12 protein-coding genes and 1 tRNA gene are annotated in these 20,775 nt (G+C 72.4%); 10 read left to right on the forward strand and 3 right to left on the reverse strand.

What is annotated here, in order from left to right:
* Positions 1–370 precede the first annotated feature (370 nt).
* From ACIPK3_RS11665 to ACIPK3_RS11695, 7 genes are all read left to right on the forward strand, one after another.
* The gene (locus ACIPK3_RS11665) at positions 371–1,900 is read left to right on the forward strand and encodes a methyltransferase (RefSeq protein ID WP_402568481.1); all 1,530 of its coding nucleotides are present in this window, start codon (positions 371–373) and stop codon (positions 1,898–1,900) included.
* Positions 1,901–2,111: 211 nt separating this feature from the next.
* Complete coding sequence (locus tag ACIPK3_RS11670) at positions 2,112–2,309, forward strand: hypothetical protein (protein WP_402568483.1); 198 nt, start codon at positions 2,112–2,114, stop codon at positions 2,307–2,309.
* Between the two features lie 243 nt (positions 2,310–2,552).
* The gene (gene topA / locus ACIPK3_RS11675) at positions 2,553–5,381 is read left to right on the forward strand and encodes a type I DNA topoisomerase (RefSeq protein ID WP_402568485.1); all 2,829 of its coding nucleotides are present in this window, start codon (positions 2,553–2,555) and stop codon (positions 5,379–5,381) included.
* A 133-nt stretch (positions 5,382–5,514) separates the two neighbouring features.
* The gene (gene tmk / locus ACIPK3_RS11680) at positions 5,515–8,769 is read left to right on the forward strand and encodes a dTMP kinase (protein ID WP_402568487.1); all 3,255 of its coding nucleotides are present in this window, start codon (positions 5,515–5,517) and stop codon (positions 8,767–8,769) included.
* Between the two features lie 104 nt (positions 8,770–8,873).
* The gene (locus ACIPK3_RS11685) at positions 8,874–10,079 is read left to right on the forward strand and encodes a DNA polymerase III subunit delta' (protein WP_402568488.1); all 1,206 of its coding nucleotides are present in this window, start codon (positions 8,874–8,876) and stop codon (positions 10,077–10,079) included.
* 90 nt (positions 10,080–10,169) lie between these two features.
* On the forward strand, positions 10,170–11,774 hold the full coding sequence (locus tag ACIPK3_RS11690) for an alpha/beta hydrolase (RefSeq protein WP_402568490.1): 1,605 nt from the start codon (positions 10,170–10,172) through the stop codon (positions 11,772–11,774).
* Between the two features lie 85 nt (positions 11,775–11,859).
* Positions 11,860–11,933 (forward strand) — tRNA-Thr (locus ACIPK3_RS11695).
* Between the two features lie 81 nt (positions 11,934–12,014).
* Here ACIPK3_RS11695 and ACIPK3_RS11700 read toward each other — a convergent pair.
* Entirely contained in the window at positions 12,015–12,299 is a 285-nt protein-coding gene (locus tag ACIPK3_RS11700) for a hypothetical protein (RefSeq protein WP_402568492.1), read from the reverse strand.
* 165 nt (positions 12,300–12,464) lie between these two features.
* Here ACIPK3_RS11700 and ACIPK3_RS11705 point away from each other — a divergent pair, with 165 nt between their 5' ends.
* The 3 genes from ACIPK3_RS11705 (at position 12,465) to ACIPK3_RS11715 (ending at position 18,138) form a co-directional block, all read left to right on the forward strand.
* Positions 12,465–13,088, forward strand: a complete 624-nt coding sequence (locus ACIPK3_RS11705; protein ID WP_402568494.1) for an ArsR/SmtB family transcription factor — start codon at positions 12,465–12,467, stop codon at positions 13,086–13,088.
* 337 nt (positions 13,089–13,425) lie between these two features.
* Positions 13,426–14,319, forward strand: coding sequence for a glycosyltransferase family 2 protein (locus ACIPK3_RS11710; protein ID WP_402568496.1), 894 nt, complete (start codon positions 13,426–13,428; stop codon positions 14,317–14,319).
* A 417-nt stretch (positions 14,320–14,736) separates the two neighbouring features.
* On the forward strand, positions 14,737–18,138 hold the full coding sequence (locus ACIPK3_RS11715; protein ID WP_402568498.1) for a BTAD domain-containing putative transcriptional regulator: 3,402 nt from the start codon (positions 14,737–14,739) through the stop codon (positions 18,136–18,138).
* Between the two features lie 43 nt (positions 18,139–18,181).
* Here ACIPK3_RS11715 and ACIPK3_RS11720 read toward each other — a convergent pair whose 3' ends face one another.
* Complete coding sequence (locus ACIPK3_RS11720; protein ID WP_402568500.1) at positions 18,182–19,867, reverse strand: bifunctional 3'-5' exonuclease/DNA polymerase; 1,686 nt, start codon at positions 19,865–19,867, stop codon at positions 18,182–18,184.
* Positions 19,868–19,916: 49 nt separating this feature from the next.
* Positions 19,917–20,666 carry a Clp protease N-terminal domain-containing protein gene (locus tag ACIPK3_RS11725; protein ID WP_402568502.1) on the reverse strand — a complete coding sequence of 250 codons (750 nt, stop codon included), beginning with the start codon at positions 20,664–20,666 and terminating at the stop codon, positions 19,917–19,919.
* Between the last annotated feature and the right edge of the window lie 109 nt (positions 20,667–20,775).

Raw genomic sequence — 20,775 nt, forward strand, 5'->3', positions numbered from 1 at the left:
GCAGGCGGAGATCGGCGGCCGCGGTCGGGGACCGGCGGCGGCAGGCGGAGACCGGGAGCCGCGGGCAGAGACCAGCTGGCGGCAGGCGGAGGCCGGGGGTCGCAAGGCGGAGACGGCGGGCGGCAGGCGGAGACCGGGGGTCGCAAGGCGGAGACGGCGGGCGGCAGGCGGAGACCGGCGGCCGCGGGCGGACACGGCGGTAGCAGTCGGAGACCGGGAGCCGCGGGCGGAGACCGGCGGCCGTGGCTGGAGACCGGCGGCCGTGGGTGGAGAAGGTGGCGGCGGTCGGAAACCGGCGGAATCCGGTGGCGGTGGACGCGGGGCTGGTTCGGATACGTGCGATGTCGGTCCGAGCGGACACAATGGGGGCGTGAGTAACACCACCCACGCCACCCTGTCCCCCCTGCCGTCCCCCGACCGTCCCGACGTCGCCGGCCGGCTCCGCGCCGCCCTGCTCGGCGCGGACTTCACCGCCGACGGGCTGCTCGAACTGCTCGGCGCCCCTGCGTACGCGGCACTGGCCCGCAGCGAGACCGTGCCCGCCCTCCGGGCCACCCGCGGGGACACACCGCTGGAGACGCTCGTACGGCTGTTCCTGCTCCAGCAGCCCGCGCCGCAAGCGCGCGTGGCCGACGTGCTGCCCGTCGCCGAGTGCCTGGACAGCGGCTGGCTCACGCGCGTGGGCGGCGACGAGGTCGCGGCCACCGTGGACGTACGGCCGTACGGCGGACCGGACGGCGAGGACTGGTTCATCGTGTCGGACCTCGGCTGCGCGGTCGGCGGCGCGGGCGGCATCGGCAGCCACGCGGAAGGGGTGGTCCTCGGCGTCGGCGGGGCCTCCACCACGCTGGCCGGCATCACCGTCCGTACCCCGGTCGCCGCCGCGCTCGACCTCGGCACCGGCTCCGGGATCCAGGCCCTGCACGCCGCGCGGCACGCCACCCGCGTGACGGCGACCGACGTCAACCCGCGTGCGCTGCACATCACCGCGCTGACCCTCGCGCTGTCCGGCGCACCGGCGGCCGATCTGCGCGAGGGCTCGCTCTTCGAGCCGCTCAAGGACGACGAGACGTACGACCTGATCGTGTCGAATCCGCCGTTCGTCATCTCGCCCGGCGCCCGGCTCACCTACCGCGACGGGGGAATGGGCGGGGACGATCTGTGCCAGTCGCTCGTTCACGGTGCGGGAGAGCGGTTGAACGAGGGCGGGTTCGCGCACTTCCTCGCCAACTGGCAGCACGTGGAGGGGGAGGACTGGCAGGACAGGATCAGATCATGGGTGCCGCGCGGGTGCGACGCCTGGGTCGTGCAGCGCGAGGTGCAGGACGTCACGCAGTACGCCGAGCTGTGGCTGAGGGACGCCGGTGACCACCGTGGCGATCCGGCGGAGTACCAGGCGCGCTACGACGCCTGGCTGGACGAGTTCGAGGCGCGCAAGGTCAGGGCGGTGGGCTTCGGCTGGATCACCCTGCGCAGGACCGCGGCCGCGGAGCCGTCGGTCGTCGTGGAGGAGTGGCCGCACCCGATCGAGCAGCCGCTCGGCGAGACGGTCCGCGCGCACTTCGCCCGCCTCGACTACCTCCGGGCGCACGACGACGCGGCGCTGCTCGACGGCCACTTCAGACTCGTGGCCGAGGTGGTCCAGGAGCAGGTCGGGCTGCCCGGTGCCGAGGACCCGGAGCACGTGGTGCTCCGGCAGAACCGTGGCATGCGCCGGGCCACCAGGGTGGACACGGTCGGCGCCGGATTCGCGGGCGTCTGCGACGGCACACTCAGCGCGGGCCGGATCCTGGACGCCATCGCCCAGCTGGTGGGCGAGGACCCGGTCATCCTGCGTGACCGCACGCCGGCCCAGATCCGCCTGCTGGTGGAGCAGGGGTTCCTCGAACCGGCGGGGTGACCGGGCGCGGCTCGCCGGGAGGACGGGCGGAGGAAAAAGGCCGGAAAAATATCTTCACCGACGTCGGCGGCAGGTCGCCAGACGGTGATTCGAACGGATGTTCGCCATATCGGCGGCCCGGCGTTCACCTCGGGTTCGCCCGGGCGCCGTCCGTGCGTGGCAGTCTCGCGCTGCTCGGCGGTCATGGACGGCGAAGCGGAGCGAGGGAGTCATGGAGAGCGGACCGGCGATCTTCGCGGGGGCGGTGTTCGCCCTGTTCGGAGGCGCGCTGCTGGTGTGGACCGGCGCCCGCGTCCGGCACCGCGAACCGGTCGCCCAGGGTGTGAACCAGGTGGCGTCGGCCACTCTCGCCGGCCTCGCGGCACTGGTCGCGCTGTGCCTCGGGACGTACTGCCTCACCCGCCTCTGACGGCCGTGCGCGTGCTGTCGTAAGGGGCACGGGACCGTCACCCTCAGGACAGAGCGGTCCGGGAAGCCGGATACTCCGGGCGGCAGGAATGGCGGTAGTCGGGTTACCGTTCGAGTGGCCGTTGCGGGCTTTTCCCGTTTGACACGGGGACGGGATGTACCGTCACACTCCGCAGCGTCACACGACACGACCCCGGGAGCACTGCCCGGGAGGCCCCAGCGTCGACCGGAGAGAAGAGCGAAGTTGTCCCCGACCAGCGAGACCGCACAGGGCGGCCGCCGACTCGTCATCGTCGAGTCGCCTGCCAAGGCGAAGACGATCAAGGGCTACCTGGGCCCCGGCTACGTAGTCGAAGCGAGCGTCGGGCACATCCGCGACCTTCCCAACGGCGCCGCGGAGGTGCCGGAGAAGTACACCGGCGAGGTCCGCCGCCTCGGCGTGGACGTCGAGCACGACTTCGAGCCGATCTATGTCGTCAACGCCGACAAGAAGGCCCAGGTCAAGAAGCTCAAGGACCTGCTCAAGGAGTCCGACGAGCTCTTCCTCGCCACCGATGAGGACCGCGAGGGCGAGGCCATCGCCTGGCACCTCCAGGAGGTGCTGAAGCCGAAGGTCCCGGTCAAGCGGATGGTGTTCCACGAGATCACCAAGGACGCGATCCAGCAGGCCGTGCGCAACCCGCGCGAGCTGAACCAGAAGCTGGTCGACGCCCAGGAGACCCGCCGCATCCTCGACCGCCTCTACGGCTACGAGGTCTCGCCGGTCCTGTGGAAGAAGGTCATGCCGCGCCTGTCGGCAGGCCGCGTCCAGTCGGTCGCGACCCGGCTCGTCGTGGAGCGGGAACGCGAGCGCATCGCGTTCCGTTCCGCTGAGTACTGGGACCTGACGGGCACCTTCGCGACCGGCCGCGCAGGCGATTCGTCCGACCCGTCGTCGCTGGTCGCCCGTCTGCAGACCGTCGACGGCAGGCGGATCGCACAGGGCCGCGACTTCGACTCCCTGGGGCAGCTCAAGAGCCAGCAGATCCTCCACCTGGACGAGGCGAACGCCCGCGCCCTCGCCGCCGCGCTGGAGAACACCCGGTTCGCGGTGCGCTCGGTCGAGTCCAAGCCGTACCGCCGCTCGCCGTACGCCCCGTTCCGTACGACGACGCTTCAGCAGGAGGCCAGCCGCAAGCTCGGCTTCGGCGCCAAGGCGACGATGCAGGTCGCCCAGAAGCTGTACGAGAACGGCTACATCACGTACATGCGTACGGACTCCACGACGCTGAGCGACACCGCCGTCGTGGCCGCCCGCACCCAGGTCACCCAGCTCTACGGCGCCGACTACCTGCCGGAGAAGCCGCGCACGTACGCCGGGAAGGTCAAGAACGCCCAGGAGGCGCACGAGGCGATCCGCCCCTCGGGCGACCGCTTCCGCACCCCCGCGGAGACCGGTCTGACCGGCGACCAGTTCAAGCTGTACGAACTGATCTGGAAGCGGACCGTCGCCTCCCAGATGAAGGACGCGACCGGCAACAGCGTCACCGTCAAGATCGGCGGCACCGCGGCCGACGGCCGCGACGTCGAGTTCAGCGCCTCCGGCAAGACGATCACCTTCCACGGCTTCCTGAAGGCCTACGTCGAGGGCGCCGACGACCCGAACGCCGAGCTGGACGACCGCGAGCGCAGGCTGCCGCAGGTCGCCGAGGGCGACGCGCTGACCGCCCAGGAGATCACGGCCGACGGCCACGCCACCAAGGCCCCGGCCCGCTACACCGAGGCCTCCCTGGTCAAGGAGCTGGAAGAGCGCGAGATCGGCCGCCCGTCGACGTACGCGTCGATCATCGGCACGATCCTCGACCGCGGCTATGTGTTCAAGAAGGGCACGGCCCTGGTGCCGTCCTTCCTGTCCTTCGCCGTCGTCAACCTCCTGGAGAAGCACTTCGGCCGGCTCGTCGACTACGACTTCACCGCCCGCATGGAGGACGACCTCGACCGCATCGCACGCGGCGAGGCCAAGGCCGTGCCGTGGCTCAAGCGCTTCTACTTCGGTGAGGGCAGCGACACCGGCGCCGCCGCCGACGCCGGCAACGGCGACGGCGACCACCTCGGCGGCCTCAAGGAACTGGTGACCGACCTGGGCGCGATCGACGCGCGCGAGGTGTCGTCGTTCCCCGTCGGCAACGACATCGTGCTGCGCGTCGGCCGCTACGGCCCCTACATCGAGCGTGGCGAGAAGGACACCGAGCAGCACCAGCGCGCGGATATCCCCGAGGACCTCGCCCCGGACGAGCTGTCCGTCGAGCTCGCCGAGGAGCTGCTCGCCAAGCCGAGCGGCGACTTCGAGCTGGGTACGGACCCGGAGAGCGGCCACCAGATCGTCGCCAAGGACGGCCGCTACGGCCCGTATGTCACCGAGGTGCTCCCCGAGGGCACCCCGAAGACCGGCAAGAACGCCGTCAAGCCGCGTACGGCCTCGCTGTTCAAGTCGATGTCACTGGACACGGTGACCCTTCAGGACGCGCTCCGGCTGATGTCGCTGCCGCGTGTCGTCGGCACCGACGCGGACGGCGTCGAGGTCACCGCGCAGAACGGCCGCTACGGCCCGTATCTGAAGAAGGGCACGGACTCGCGTTCGCTGACCTCCGAGGACCAGCTCTTCACGATCACGCTGGAGGAGGCGCAGGCGATCTACGCCCAGCCGAAGCAGCGTGGCCGGGCGGCCGCCAAGCCGCCGCTGAAGGAGCTTGGCGAGGACCCGGTCAGCGGAAAGCCGGTCGTGGTCAAGGACGGCCGCTTCGGGCCGTACGTCACCGACGGCGAGACGAACGCGACCCTGCGCTCGGACGACAGCGTCGAGGCGATCACCCCGGAGCGCGGCTTCGAGCTGCTCGCCGAGAAGCGCGCGAAGGGGCCCGCCAAGAAGACGGCGAAGAAGGCGCCCGCGAAGAAGGCCACGGCCAAGAAGGCCACCACGAAGACGGCTGCGGCCAAGACCGCCGCCAAGAAGACGACCGCCGCGAAGAAGACGACGGCCAAGAAGACGGCCGCGAAGACCGCGGCCAAGAAGACCACGGCCGCGGAGGACTGAGACCCCGTAGGGGTCACCGGACCTTCACACCCGCGTCGCGGAACGCACGCCCCGGCACCACATGTGTGCCGGGGTGTGCGCACGTACGGACCGGCCGGGGCGCTCTGTCAGCGCCTGCCGATAGGCTGAACGCATGATGCGAGCCGACCAGCCAACGGCCACCTCCACCACACCTGACGACACCCTGCTCGCGGACTCCCGCGAGCGTGCCGTCCGCGCCCTGCTGCGCCGGCCGCAGCTGAAGCGCTTGTGGAGCGCACAGCTCGTCAGCGGCGTGGGGGACGCCCTCGCGCTCCTGGTGCTGGTCCTGCTCGCCCTCCAGGCGGCGATCGCCGAGGGCTCGTTCGGCGGGGGCTACCGGGGCGTGGCCTTCGCGGTGGCGACCGTCTTCGCCGCACGCGTGGTGGCGACGCTGCTCTTCGGCGCCGTACTCCTCGGCCCGCTCACCTCCCTGACGTCGCAGGACGGTCCGCTGGACCGCCGCTGGACCATGGTCGGCACCGACGGACTGCGCGCCGTGCTGCTGATCATCGCGCCGCTGTGGATCGACTGGACACCGGGCAACGCCCTGCCCGTTCTGCTGGTGACCGCCTTCGTGACCGGAGTCGCCGAGCGCCTCTGGTCGGTGTGCCGGGAGAGCGCGGCCCCCGGCCTGCTGCCGGCCCCGCCGCCCGAGGGCGCCACGGTACGACCGCTGCCCGACCACCTGGACGCCCTGCGCCGCCTGTCGCTGCGCACGGGCTTCGTCGCCGTGCCCCTGGCGGCCGCCGCCCTGGCCGTCGCGTCACTGCTGAACAACCTGCTCGGCACCGTGAGCGCCTGGTTCGACCAGCACCAGGCGGCCCTCGGGTCGTATGTGGCGGCGGGCCTGTTCGCCGGCTCCCTGTCCGTGGTGACCTTCCTGGAGTTCTCCGCCGCGCGCACCCCGCGCCCGCGGTCCCCGCTCGAAGGACTGCGCCGCCCCCGTACGGGCACCGGCGTCGACACGGGCCGCACAGGGGCCGTTCCGCTGCTCGTCCTGGCCTGCGCGGCCGTCGCCGGGGCGATCTCCGCCGCCGTCGCCGTGTCCGTGCTGCACGCCAAGGACCTCGGCGGCGGCCCGGTGCTGTACGGCCTGCTGGTGCTCGGCCTGACCGGCGGAGTCGTCGTCGGCATCCGCACCGCCCCCGCCGTCCTGCCGTCGCTCTCGCGCCGCCGGCTGCTCGCGCTCGCCATCGCCTTCACCGGTATCGCGCTGCTGGCCGCCGGACTCGTCCCGGACGTCACCAGCGTGCTGCTGATCGTCACGCTGGCCGGTATCGGCGCGGGCATCGCCGCCAACACCGGACACGCGCTCATCGACCAGGAGACCGAGGACCACCGGCGCCCGCGCACCACCGAGCACCTGCACGCGGTCGTCCGGGTCCTCGTGGCACTCGGCGCGCTGATCGCGCCCGTGGTGGCGGCCCTCATCGGCCCGCACCGGATGGAGAACGGCAGGTTCGTGTTCGCGCACGGCGGAGCCGCCTTCACCCTGATGCTGGTCGGCGCGCTGCTGCTGCCGGTGGCCGCGCTGGTCCTGGCCAAGATCGACGACCGGTCCGGCGTGCCGCTGCGCCACGACCTCCGGGACGCGCTGCTCGGCGGCGACGACCCGGCCCAGAAGCAGACCGCGAACGGCTTCTTCATCGCCCTGGAGGGCGGCGACGGCGCCGGGAAGTCCACCCAGGCCGAGGCCCTCGCCGAATGGATCCGGGGCAAGGGACACGAGGTGGTCCTCACCCGCGAGCCGGGAGCCACCCCCGTGGGCAAGCGGCTGCGCTCGATCCTGCTGGACGTGTCGTCGGCCGGCCTCTCGCACCGCGCGGAGGCGCTGCTGTACGCGGCGGACCGCGCCGAACACGTCGACACGGTCGTACGGCCCGCGCTGGAGCGGGGAGCCGTCGTCATCTCCGACCGTTACATCGACTCCTCCGTGGCCTACCAGGGGGCGGGCCGCGACCTGTCCCCGACCGAGATCGCCCGCATCAACCGCTGGGCCACCGACGGACTCGTCCCGCACCTGACCGTGCTGCTGGACGTCTCGCCCGAGGCCGCCCGCGAGCGGTTCACCGAGGCCCCGGACCGGCTGGAGTCGGAGCCCGCCGAGTTCCACGCGCGCGTGCGGTCCGGATTCCTGACGCTGGCCGCCGCCGACCCCGGTCACTATCTGGTCGTGGACGCGGGCCAGGAGCCCGAGGCCGTGACCACCGTGATCCGGCGCCGCCTCGACACCGTGCTGCCGCTGTCCGAGGCCGAGGTGAAGGCCGCCGAGGAGGCCCGCAGGGCCGCCATCGAGGAGGCCCGCCGCAAGGCCGAGGAAGAGGCCGCGCGCAAGGCCGAGGAGGAGCGCCTGGAGCGCGAGCGCCAGGAACAGCTCGCCAAGCTGCGCGCCGAGGAGGAGGAGCGCAAGCGGCGCGAGCTTGAGGAGGCGCAGCGGCGCGAGGCCGAACGGCAGGCGGAGGAGGCGCGGCAGCGTGCCGAGGAAGCGCGCCGGCGCGCCGAGGAGGAGCGCGTCCGGCTGCTGGCGGAGGAGGAGGCCAGGGCCGCCGAGGAGCAGCGGCGCAGGGCCGAGGAGGAACGGCGGCGCAAGCAGGCCGAGGAGGAGGCCAGGCTGCACGCCGAGGCCGAGACCCGGCGGCTGGAGAAGCAGCGCAAGGCCGAGGAGGCGCTGCTGCGCGCGGAGGAAGCCAGGCGCCAGGCCGCCGCGGCGGCGGCCGCCGCCGACGTGGCCGCGCGGCAGCCCGTGACACCGAGGCCGACGGCCCCGGCCACTCCGGCCCCCGCAGCCCCTCCGGCGGCCCCCGCGGCCTCGCAGGACGCGGCGACTGTGACTACGCCGATTCCGGGGTCCGCAGCTGGTTCCGGTTCGGGTTCGCGTTCGGGTGCTGAGTCCGGTTCAGGTTCCGAGTCCGAGGTCACGGCGGAGCTGCCGCAGCCACCCGCGCCGTCGGGTGCGGCGGACGAGACGGCGGTGCTGCCTCCGGTGCGGCCGGGTGCCGCGGACGAGACGGCCGTACTGCCCCGGGTTCCGTCCGGCGCGGCCGACGAGACCGCCGTACTGCCCCCGGTGCGGGACGGGGGCCCGGTCGACCGGGTGCCGCAGGGTTACTTCCGGGACGAGCGGCCCGCCGCGCGCCCCGACAGCGCGGACGACCGCACGCGTGAACTGCCGCAGGTCGAAGCCGACGGCGCGGGGGCGCGCCGGCCCCGGCCCGACTGGGCCGAGGAGACACCGCTGGACGACCTGCCGACGCTGGCGGACGAACTGCTGGGGTCGTACAACGACGACGACCATGCCGACAACGACGGCAACGACGACGAGCACGGCGAAGGCCGGGGTCGTCGTGGGCGGGGCCGCCGGGGCTGATCGGGGCTGATTGTCAGTGGGCGCCCGCACAATGGACATCGGACCAGATACCGGACTGTGAACGTGACGGGCGTGACGGGTGTGACGAAAGGGCGGCGTGACCCATGACCGTGTGGGACGACCTCGTCGGTCAGGAGAAGGTGAGCGAGGCGCTCGGCGCGGCCGCGCGTGACGCCGATGCCCTCGTCACCGCTGTCGCCGCCGCCGAGCCGCTGCCCGAGGCGTCGAAGATGACGCACGCCTGGTTGTTCACGGGGCCGCCCGGAGCGGGCCGCGACCAGGCGGCGCGGGCCTTCGCCGCGGCCCTCCAGTGCGTGAGCCCCGACCGCGCGCTGGGCGGAGTACCCGGCTGCGGCTTCTGCGACGGCTGCCACACCGCGCTGGTGGGCACCCACGCGGACGTCACCACGGTCGCCGCGGTCGGCTCCGAGATCCTGGTCAAGGACATGCGGGACACGGTCCGCAAGTCGTTCACCTCACCGGCGAACGGCCGCTGGCAGATCATCCTGGTCGAGGACGCCGAGCGGCTGAACGAGAAGTCCGCCAACGCGGTCCTCAAGGCAGTGGAGGAGCCCGCCCCCCGCACGGTCTGGCTGCTGTGCGCCCCCTCGCTCGAAGACGTGCTGCCCACCATCCGCTCCCGCTGCCGCCACCTCAACCTGCGCACGCCCTCGGTCGACGCCGTCGCCGACATGCTCGTACGACGCGAGGGCATCGAGCCCGCCGTGGCGGCCGCCGCCGCACGCGCCACCCAGGGGCACGTGGACCGGGCCCGCCGTCTCGCCACCGACCCGGCCGCCCGCGAGCGCCGCGCCGCCGTACTGAAACTGCCACTGCGCCTCGACGAGGTCGGCGCCTGCCTCCGGGCCGCCCAGGAGCTGGTCGACGCGGCCGGCGAGGACGCCAAGCAGCTCGCCGAGGAGATGGACGCCAGGGAGACCGAGGAACTGAAGGCAGCCCTTGGCGCGGCCCAGGGCGGACGTCTGCCGCGCGGCACGGCGGGCGTCATGAAGGATCTGGAGGACATGCAGAAGCGTCGTAGAACGCGTACGCAGCGCGACAGCCTCGATCTCGCCCTGACCGACCTCACGGCGTTCTACCGTGACGTCCTCGCCCTCCAGCTCGGCTCCCGCGTGGCCATCGCCAACATGGACGCCGAGGAAGCGCTGGAGCGGCTGGCGCACGGCAGCACCCCCGAGTCGACACTGCGCCGCATCGAGGCGATCTCCGACTGCCGGGAGGCCCTCGACCGCAACGTGGCCCCGCTGCTGGCGGTGGAGGCGATGACGATGGCACTGAGAGCGGGCTGAACGACCGCCCCAGGTTGACGGCGTCATCCGTACGGGCCGTGCGTGCGCACGCACGGCACCCGGCACGTCGCTCAACGTTAGGCTCGAACAATGCACACCAGGCGAACCCCGCGCCGGACGCGGTCCACGGCCCACGCCTCGGCGGCCTTCCTCGCGGCCGCCGCCCTGCTCGTCACCGGCTGCTCCGCGGAGAGCCCGGCCAGGACGACGGCGGCCACACGGGCCGGTGAGGCGGCGCAGGTCGCGCTGGCCGCGCTGCCAAACTCCACGCCCTCCGCGCTGGAGCCGTACTACCGGCAGAAGATCGCCTGGCGCGACTGCGGCGTCCCCGGCTTCGAGTGCGCGACGATGAAGGCCCCGCTCGACTACGGCAAACCGGGTGGGGGCGACGTCCGGCTCGCCGTCGCCCGCAAGAAGGCCACCGGCAAGGGCAGGCCGATCGGCTCGCTCCTGGTCAACCCGGGCGGACCGGGCGGCTCGGCGATCGCCTACCTCCAGCAGTACGCCGGAATCGGCTACCCGGCGGATGTCCGCGCCCACTACGACATGGTCGCGATGGACCCCCGGGGCGTCGCCCGCAGCGAGCCCGTCGAATGCCTCGACGGGCGCCAGATGGACACGTACACGCAGACGGACGTCACGCCCGACGACAAGAAGGAGACCGACGGCCTCGTCGCGGGGTACAAGAAGTTCGCGGAGTCGTGCGGGGCGCACTCGGCGGCTCTGCTCCGCCATGTCTCCACCGCCGAGGCGGCCCGGGACATGGACATCGCGCGAGCGGTCCTCGGCGACGCGAAGCTGAACTACGTCGGCGCGTCCTACGGGACGTTCCTGGGGGCGACGTACGCCGGGCTGTTCCCGAAGCGGGTGGGCCGTGTCGTCCTGGACGGCGCGCTGGACCCGTCGCTGGACGCCCGCAAGCTCAACCTGGACCAGACGGCGGGCTTCGAGACCGCCTTCCAGTCCTTCGCGAAGGACTGCGTCCGGCACACCGACTGCCCGCTCGGCGGCAAGGGCACGCCGCCCGCGCAGGTCGGCGACCGCCTCAAGGCGTTCTTCCGCAAGCTCGACGCCCACCCGATCCCGGCCGGCGACCAGGACGGCCGGAAACTCGGTGAGGCCCTCGCCACCACCGGGGTCATCGCGGCGATGTACGACGAGACGTCCTGGCCGCAGCTGCGTGGCGCGCTGTCGGCGGCGATGAAGAAGAACGACGGCGCTGGGCTGCTCGCGCTCTCCGACAGCTACTACGAGCGCGGCGGCAACGGCCACTACACGAACCTGATGTCGGCCAACGCCGCCGTGAACTGCCTGGACAACCCCCCGGCCTTCGCCACTCCCGACGGGGTGAAGAAGTCCCTGCCCGCCTTCGAGAAGGCGTCCCCCGTCTTCGGCGCAGGCCTGGCCTGGTCCTCCCTGAACTGCACCTACTGGCCGGTGGCCGCCACGGGCGAACCGCACCGCATCGAGGCGAAAGGGGCGGCCCCCATCGTGGTCGTCGGCACCACCCGCGACCCGGCCACCCCCTACAGCTGGGCCCAGTCCCTCTCCCGCCAGCTCTCCTCCGCCCGCCTCCTCACCTACGCCGGCGACGGCCACACCGCCTACGGCCGCGGCAGCGCTTGCATCGACACCGCGATCAACACCTACCTCCTGCACGTCACCCCACCGACCCAGGGAAAACGCTGCTCATAACGGCCCCTCGGGGCCTGGTCGGAGCACCACCAGAAACTGTGTAGACTTACCGACGTTGCCGACCGCACCCTAGTGTGATCGGCGCGCCGCCTTAGCTCAGATGGCCAGAGCAACGCACTCGTAATGCGTAGGTCTCGGGTTCGAATCCCGAAGGCGGCTCATCTGGAACCCCAGGTCACGCGATACGTGATCTGGGGTTTTCTGCTTCCTGAGATCAACAGGCGAGCGTGGGAGGCTCCTTCAGGAGCGCTTCAGGGGCTGCTGAGCGGTCAGCAGCCAAGCCACGTCAACGAAGGCGATGGCACCCCAGATCCAGCAGGCGACCGGGACCGTGTTCGGCGCCAAGGCCGTGGCGAGGACGCCCAGGCCGATCGTGCCGAGCACCAGCCACGCGCTGCGCCTGGCGGCCAGTGCGGTACGCAGGGGGCCCGGTTCGGTCAGGCGGTCCGCCAGGTACGCGTCGAGTGCCTCGGCGACCTGGTCGTCGATCTCGTCACGCATCCGCGCATTCAGTGAGTCAGACACGGCTGGCCCCCTCCAGTCCGAAAGCTGTCCAAGCGGTGGCCGCCAACTGCGGTGTGGCCGCAGCCGCGAGCACCCTCATCGCCTTCACCCTAATCATGGCAGAGAGTTTCTGCAAAAAATCTCTGCAAAGGTGCTGCAGAGAGTCTCTGCCGTAGGGTGGGCGGCATGCCTGAGCGTCCCGAGACGAGAGTGCTGACCGGCCCGGACCTCAAGGCCTTCTACAAGGCGTTGTCCAACCCGGTGCGCCGCGACATCCTGAGCTACCTCGGCGAGCACGGTGAAGCCAACTCCACCAGCGTCGCCAAGGCGCTTGGCGAGAGCACCGGCACGACCAGCTACCACCTGCGCAAACTCGCCGATCTCAATCTGATCGCGGAGATCGAGGAGCGCTCCCAAGGCCGGGAGCGCTGGTGGAAGTCGCTGATGACGGACATTTTCACGCCCCCGGGACTGGAGATGACAGCCGACGAACGCGAGGCCGCACTGAAGATCGGCGCGCTCAAGATGACGCAGGATCTGAGCCTGCTCGTCAAGGCGTATGCCGGGTACGACACTTCGGAGGGCTGGAACCAGATCTACCGTGCCGGCCTTTGGATGACGAAGGATCAGGTAGCTGCATTCGCGGAGGAATACCAGAGCTTGCTGCGCAAGTACGTGACGGAGCCGGGCGACCGCACCGCCGACGCTCGTCGCATGGCCGTACGTCTGGTTGCGGTGCCGGACGAGGGCTCCGGCCCGGCCCTGCCCGAGGACGCGGACACGCGGCAAGCCGGAGCCGATCCGGAGTGATCGCCTCCGCCGCATGAGCGGAGCCACGTCGACATCGCCCCGCGCGGAGATGTCGCGTTGCGTGGGATCATCCACCCACTCGGCGTGCCTGGTGCAAGGGTCGACGCCTCATCACCGTCGGGCGAGCCCGAACGTGAATCGGTGCTCGGTGGCCGTTGGCGCTCGCCTGGACGGAGCAGGTATGTATCCGACCTCTGTCGAACAAAACCGGAGCAAAGCTCCAACAAAGTGATCCGGCGCAACCGCAACCGGCCGGTCCGAAGCAACATCTTGGGGAACGGCGGGCGCCGCTCGGTAGGGACGTGGACGTCGCCGTACTCCGGATGAGGTGAGGGACTTGAGCCTGCCGAGGATCGCCGTCGCCGTGGTGACCATGGGGAACCGGCCCGCCGAGGTCGACGCGCTGCTGGAGTCCGTGGCCAAGCAGGACCTGGCCCCGGTCCGGATCGTGATCGTCGGCAACGGCTGCCGACTGCCCGAGTTCGCGCGGCGGCTGTCGCTGCCCGGCGACGTCACGGGCATCGACGTCGAGGAGAACCTCGGCTGCCCCGGCGGCCGCAACGTGGCCCTCGCCCGGCTCCGCGAGTTCGGCGACGTCGACGTCGTGGTGGAACTGGACGACGACGGGCTGCTGGTGGACCCCGATGTGCTGCGCCGCGTGGCGGATCTGTACGCCGCCGACCCGCGCCTCGGCATCGTCGGTTTCCGCATCGCCGACGAGTACGGGCAGACCCAGCAGCGGCACGTTCCCCGCGTCGGGTCCGCCGATCCCATGCGGGGCGGCTATGTGACCGGGTTCCTCGGTGGCGGGCACGCCCTGCGCATGGACATGCTGGCGGAAACGGGGGACTGGCCCGCCGAGTTCTTCTTCGCCCACGAGGAGACCGACCTGGCCTGGCGGGCAGCCGACGCCGACTGGAAGATCCTCTACGCGCCCGAGCTGCTGCTTCAGCACCCGAGGACCTCGCCCGCCCGGCACGCGATCTACCACCGGGTGACCGCCCGCAACCGGGTCTGGCTGGTCCGGCGCAGGCTGCCGCTGCCGCTGATCCCGGTCCACCTCGCGATCTGGACGCTGCTCACCCTCGCGCGCACCCGCTCGCTGGGCGGACTGCGGGCCTGGTTCGGCGGGTTCGCGGAAGGCGTCCGGGAGCGGGCCGGGGAGCGACGGCCCATGCGCTGGCGGACCGTGTGGCGGCTGACCCGACTCGGCCGGCCGCCCGTCATCTGACCCGCACGAGGGCCGCACGAAAGAGGAAGGGCACGAGAACCCCAGTCGTTCACCTCCGCCGACCGGGGTCCTCTTGCGCCCCCGAATCCGGCCCGCGGCGACACTCCCCCGAGTTGCGCGTCATACGCGCGCACCGTACGGCCAGATCCGATGCATTGATCACATCAGCCTGCGCCAACGGATCGCTAACATGTGGCCAACGGTTCTCCCGAGGATCGCGAGGCTGTTGGCGAGAAGCCGACGCAACCCGAGGGGAGTGGCCCGGAATCCAGCGGATTCCGGCCCGGACCGGCAAGGGCGAAGGTGGCGGGAAACCGCCTTGGACAGGGCGGGAACCCGCCAGGGACGGCGGTGGCAACCGTCGTGGAGCGAGGGCGGAAGGTAGGAAGGGGCCGTGCGGAAAGCCAGTGGAAGGGCATGACGCGGCGGTATGGACTGCGGTTCGGACTGCTGGGACCACCCGTTCTGTACGACCGGGCGAGGTACGGTACTTCGTACGACGGTGAGCACGTCGCGTACGACGGCGATCCGGATGACCGCGACGGACGCGAGGTCGTTGTCCGCACCATCGGCAGCCCCAAGGTGCGCACGCTGCTGGCCGCGCTGCTGCTGGAGGCCGGCCGGGTCGTCCCGGTCGAGTCGCTCAAGGACGCGCTGTGGGACGGCGCGCCGCCCGCGTCCGCGCGTGCCTCGCTGCACAACCACGTCACCCGGCTGCGCCGGCTCCTCGACGACCCCGAGCGGCTGCGGGCCGTACCGCCGGGGTATCTGCTGCGGGTCGACGACGGTGAACTGGACGTCCATGTCTTCGACACCCGGGTCGCCGAGGCGCGGACCGCGCACGCCCGCCGGGACTGGACCGGGGTACTGCACGCCTGCGCGGCGGCGCTCGCGCTGTGGCGTGGCTCGCCGCTGACCGGACTGCCCGTGGAGTTCGGCGGATACGCCTTCACGCAGCGTCTGGAGGAAGCGCGGCTGCTGCTCATCGAGTGGCGGTACGAAGCCGAACTCGCCGTCGCCGGAACCCGGCTGCCCGGTCTGGTGCCCGAACTGGCGGCGCTGGTGGCCGAGCATCCACTGCGCGAGGCGTACCACCGTCAGCTGATGCTCGCCCTGCACCGCACCGGGCGCCAGGCCGAGGCCCTCGCCGTCCACCGTGACCTGCGTACGCGACTGGTCGAGGAACTCGGCGTCGAACCCGGCCCGGCCGTCCGGCGGGCCCACGCCGAAGTGCTCCGCGGGGACCCGGCGGCGGTCGGCGAGGAGGCGGAGCGCGTGGCGGAGGCCCGGGCGCGGTCGTACGACGACTCCCCGGTGGACATGACCGGTCCCACCGGTCCAGGCAGGCGTTCCGGTCCTGCCGGGCCCACCGGTCCTGCCGGGCCCACCGGTCCTGCCGGGCCCACCGGTTCCGCCGGGCCCACCGGTTCCGCCAGGCCCAACGGCCCTGCCACGTACACCGGTCTCGCCAGGACTTCCGGCGAGGACGAATCCGGGGACGCGGGGGAGAGCTCCACCCGCGCGGACGCCGACGAGCACCCCCCGGCGCACGGCACCGGCACGCCCCCGCCCCCCGCCTCCACCCCGGTCCCGTCGGCCGGGCGCGGAACGGCCGCCCGGCGCCCCTCGCCCGCCCAGCTCCCCCCGCCGCCCGCGCACTTCATCGGCCGCGCCGCCGAACTGCACGACCTGCGCCGGAACCTCGCCGACGTGTGCACCCCGGCCGTCGCCGTGATCTCCGGCATGGCGGGCGTGGGCAAGAGCGCCCTGGCGCTGCACGCCGCGCACGAACTGCGAGAGTGCTTCCCCGACGGCCAGCTCTACGTCAACCTGCACGGCGCGACCCCCGGCGTGGCCCCGCTCGCCCCCGCCCAGGCGCTGGCCGCGCTGCTTCGCGACCTCGGTGTGGAACCCCGCAACATCCCCGACCAGCCGGACGAGGCCGCCGCGTTGCTGCGCTCCACGCTCGCGCCGACCCGCACCCTGATGGTCCTGGACGACGCCGCGAACGCCGCGCAGGTACGGCCGCTGCTGCCTGCCGGGGCCGGTTGCGCGGTGATCGTCACCAGCCGTTCGCCGCTGACCGCCCTCGACGGTGCCCGCCGCTTCCCGCTCGGCCCGCTCACCGGTGAGGACAGCGCGGCGCTGCTACGCGCGGTGAGTGGGCGCGCCGGGCTCGACGCCGGGCACCCGCTCATCGGTCTCACCGGCCGGCTGCCGCTCGCGCTGCGTGTGGTCGCCGCCCGGCTCGCCGCCCGCACCGCGCTCACCCCGGATGTGCTGGCCGTGCAGCTGACCGCGAGGGGCGGGCGGTTGCGCCAGCTGGAGTACGACGATCTGAGCGTCCGCAGCTCCCTGGCGGTCGCCCATGACGCGCTCGCCGCCTCCGAACGGCCGACCGACCGGGACGCGGCGCGCGCCCTGCGCCGCATCGGGGCGCTCGACCTCCCGGCCTACGGCGCACCCCTGATCGCCCGCCTCACCGGTACCGACGAGCGCCGAGCCGAGGCCGCCCTGGACCGTCTGGTCGACGTGGCGCTGCTGGAGGAGAGGTCGTACGGCCGTTACGCGCCGCACGACCTGGTCCGCGACTTCGCTCGCGAACTCGCCAGCACCGAGGCCGCCATCGGCACCGGCAGGCCCGACGGAACGGACGCCATCGTCGCCGCCCTGCGCTGGTACGCCGCCGTCGCCGACCGCGTCCTGACCGCGATCGTCGAACCCGGTCTCGACCAGGACGACCGCCGCCACCCGACGGAGGCGCAGCCGCCCGAGCACTCGGCAGCCGTCGCGTCCGTACCCCCCTTCGACTGCTCCGAGTACGCCTTCGCCTGGGCCGACGCGGAACTGGCCAACATCGTCGCCCTGGTCGAGCGGTGCGCGGACGCGCCCGAGCCGACGCGGTCGGCCGACCGCGCGTCCGGTGACCGCCTGGCCGCTCATCTCTCCACGCTCGTCCGCCTCCTCTTCCCGTACGTCAAGCGCAGCGGCCGCGTCGCCGAGATGGAGGCACTCGGCCGGGCCGCCCTGGACGCGGCGCGGCGCCTCGGGGACCGGGCCGCCGAGGCATACGCGCTGGGCGACCTCGCGGCACTGCACTTCATGACCGGCCGGCAGAGCGACGCGTTCACGTTCAACGACCAGGCGCTGGCGATCTGGCGGCGGCTCGGCAGAGCGTCCTGGATCCGCCGCTGCCTCAACAACCGGGGCCTGCTCCTTCAGGGGCTCGGACGGCACGCCGAGTCCGAGGAGGCCCTGCGCTACAGCCTCGACTACTCGCGGCAGCTGGACGACCCCTACGGCGAGGCCGTCACCCACAGCCACCTGGGCAACCTCTACGAGCACACCGACCCGCGTGCCGCCATCGAGCAGCACCGGCGCTCGCTGGCGATCGGGAACGAGATCGGCGCCCGCATCCTGCGGTACTCGGCGCACTGCAACATCGGTTACGCCCATCTCACCCTTGGTGAACCGGCCGCCGCCGCCACCCACTTCGAGGAGAGCCTGCGCGTCCTCGGCGGTCACGGCGACTGGCACGGCGAGTCCCAGACCCGGCTGGGCCTGGTCCGCGCGCTGCGGCAGCTGGGCCGTGCCGAGCGCGCCGGGCTCGAGTGCGCTGAGCTGCTGCGCCGTGCGGACGACCGCGCCGACGGCTACATGGGTGCTCTCGCCCGCCACCAGCACGGGCTCCTGCTGCGCGAGTGGGCGCGGCCCGAGGAGGCTCGTACGCAGTGGCGCGCCGCCCTCGCCGCGCTGGACGGCACGGACGACAAGGCGGTCGTGGCGGAGCTGCGCGAACTGCTCGGCGAGAGCCGCTGACCGCGAGGACCGGCCTGCCGAGGGGAGCAGCCTGCCCCGGGGGTCACTTGGCGTCCGCGTAGCACTTCACCACCGCCGTGGTGAACGGGAACCGGACCGGGGTCTCTCCGAAGGTCAGCCGTCCCGCCAGGCCGGACGCCTCACGGATGGCCGCCACCACGGCCTCGGCCTCCTCCGCCGGACAGTGCACGATCACCTCGTCATGCTGGAAGAACACCAGTTCGGCCGCCATGTCCGCGCAGGTCCGGCGCAGCGCGGCGAGCAGCAGCAGGGCCCAGTCGGCGGCGCTGCCCTGGACGACGAAGTTACGTGCGAAACGCCCCCGGGCGCGTGCGTTGGTGGAGGCGTAGCCGGGAGTCCAGCCCTGGGCGTCGGGCTCGCCGTCCCCGGAGGGGATGCCGGCCTCCTCCGTCGCGTCCTCGCCGGCGCCCGCCGCCGGGGGGCAGGTCCGCCCCAGCCAGGTTCTGACGAGCCGTCCCTCCTCTCCGGCCCGCGCGGCCTCGTCGACATACGCCACCGCCTGCGGGAAGCGGCGTCTGAGCGCGGCGAGGTTCTTCAGTCCGTCGCCGGAGGTCTGGCCGTAGACCGCGCCGAGGACGGCGAGCTTGGCCTGGGCGCGGTCGCCGGAGAAGGCGCGGTCGGAGACGGACTGGTACAGGTCGGTCTCCCGGCCGGCCACCTCCATCAGCCCGGGGTCACGGGAGATCGCGGCCAGCACACGCGGCTCCATCTGATCGGCGTCGGCCACCACCAGCCGCCAGCCGGGGTCGGCGACCACGGCCCGCCGGATCACTTTGGGGATCTGCAACGCGCCCCCGCCGTTGGTCACCCAGCGCCCGGTGACCGTCCCGCCCGCGAGGAACTCCGGCCGGAACCGGCCGTCCCGGACCCAGTCCTGGAGCCAGGACCAGCCGTGCGCGACCCAGATCCGGTACAGCTTCTTGTACTCGAGGAGTGGTTCGACGGCCGGATGTTCGATGGAGGCGATTTCCCAGCGGCGGGTGGACTTCACCTTGATCCCGGCCTGGGCGAAGGCCTTGACCACGTCGGCGGGCAGATCGGGCCGCACCCGGCGGCCGAACGCGGCCGACACCTCGTCCGCGAGCTCGGCAAGCCGACGGGGTTCGCCGCCGCCCGCATAACGCTCGCCGAGGAGTTCGCGCAGCAGACTCCGGTGGAGGTCCGCGCTCCAGGGCAGGCCCGCGCGGTTCATCTCGGCGGCCACCAGCATCCCCGCCGACTCGGCGGCGGTCAGCAGCCGCATCCGGTCGGGGTGGGCGGTCGCGTCGTGCCGCCGCTGTTGGTCGGCGTAGACCGCGAGCAGGTCGGTGAGCGGCAGCCGGGAACCCGACGGCTCGAACAGCGGGGACTGCGCGCCCGGTTCGGCGGAGCGCGGCGGCGGGTCGGGCGGTACGGGGCCGTTGCGCAGCCGGGCCAGGGCGGCGGCGGCCGAGCGTGGCTCGCCGTGCCGCCCCTCGTGGCCCAGCAGGAGTGTCTCGGCGTCCTCGATGTCGTAGCACCGCTCCACTCGCACCCCCGTGGCGAGCAGACGCGGGTAGACCTCGGGGGTCGACCGCCACACCCAGCGCGTCACCTCCGGTCGGCTCCGCACCGCCCCGGCGAGATCGTCCTCCCGCCGCACCGGACCGACGGGCAGCCCGTCCGGGCCGAGGGGGGCGAGCTCCGCGCCGCCGTCCTCGGCCGGGGCGAGTGCCCAGCGGTCGGTCATGGTCGCGAGTGTGGCAGGCACCACTGACAATCCACGCCGACCTGCGCTTTCAGTCCCCCGACTGCTCCGGCGCCCGGGTCGGTGTGAACTGCGCGAGCACCTCGGTGACGTACCGCTCGGTGTCCGCCTTGCCGACGCCCAGACCGCTGAGGACGCCCTCGCCGTTCTCGTATTCCAGCAGCGCGAGCAGGAGATGCTCGGTGCCGACGTAGTTGTGGCCCAGGCGCAGGGCCTCGCGGAAGGTGAGTTCCAGGGGCTTCTTGGCGGCGGCGCCGTACGGGATCAGCTCGGGAACGTCCTCGGCTGCCGTCGGCGGCGGCAGCGCGGCTCCGGCGGCGGCGCGGACGGCGTCGAAGGAGACGCCCTGGGCGGCGAGTGCCTTCGCGGCGAGGCTCTCGGGCTCGGCGAGCAGGCCCAGGACGAGGTGGTCGGGCAGTACTTCGGTGTTGCGGGCGGCCTTGGCCTCCTGGTGCGCGGCCATGACCACGTTCTGCGCGCGCGGCGTGTAGCGGCTGAATCCCTGAGCGGGGTCGAGGTCGACGGACTCCTTGGGCACGAAGCGCTTCTGCGCCGCCTGCCGGGTGACCCCCATGCTTTTGCCGATGTCCGTCCAGGAGGCCCCCGAGCGCCGCGCCTGATCCACGAAGTGGCCGATCAGGTGGTCGGCGACGTCGCCCAGGTGATCGGCGGCGATCACCGCGTCCTGAAGCTGGTCGAGCGGCTCGTGGTGCACCTTCTTGATGGCGTGGATGAGGTCGTCGAGGCGTACGGATGCCGTTCCGGGAGAGTTCGTCGTCATGTGTCAACCGTAGGTTGACAAGGGGAGGGTGTCAACCGGGAGTTGACATCCGAGGCGCCCTGAAAGGTCCTCACTGCGGCCGCAAGGGTCGAAAGAGTTTGTCCACAGG

Source organism: Streptomyces sp. NPDC086787, from assembly GCF_044745865.1.
Lineage (GTDB): Bacteria > Actinomycetota > Actinomycetes > Streptomycetales > Streptomycetaceae > Streptomyces.

Bases quoted from the DNA above. Each gene is read 5' to 3' on its own strand.
- ACIPK3_RS11670 (WP_402568483.1), top strand. From the start codon at position 2,112: ATGGAGAGCGGACCGGCGATCTTCGCGGGGGCGGTGTTCGCCCTGTTC.
- tmk (WP_402568487.1), top strand. From the start codon at position 5,515: ATGATGCGAGCCGACCAGCCAACGGCCACCTCCACCACACCTGACGAC.
- ACIPK3_RS11685 (WP_402568488.1), top strand. From the start codon at position 8,874: ATGACCGTGTGGGACGACCTCGTCGGTCAGGAGAAGGTGAGCGAGGCG.
- ACIPK3_RS11690 (WP_402568490.1), top strand. From the start codon at position 10,170: ATGCACACCAGGCGAACCCCGCGCCGGACGCGGTCCACGGCCCACGCC.
- ACIPK3_RS11705 (WP_402568494.1), top strand. From the start codon at position 12,465: ATGCCTGAGCGTCCCGAGACGAGAGTGCTGACCGGCCCGGACCTCAAG.
- ACIPK3_RS11715 (WP_402568498.1), top strand. From the start codon at position 14,737: ATGACGCGGCGGTATGGACTGCGGTTCGGACTGCTGGGACCACCCGTT.
- ACIPK3_RS11720 (WP_402568500.1), bottom strand. From the start codon at position 19,867: ATGACCGACCGCTGGGCACTCGCCCCGGCCGAGGACGGCGGCGCGGAG.
- ACIPK3_RS11725 (WP_402568502.1), bottom strand. From the start codon at position 20,666: ATGACGACGAACTCTCCCGGAACGGCATCCGTACGCCTCGACGACCTC.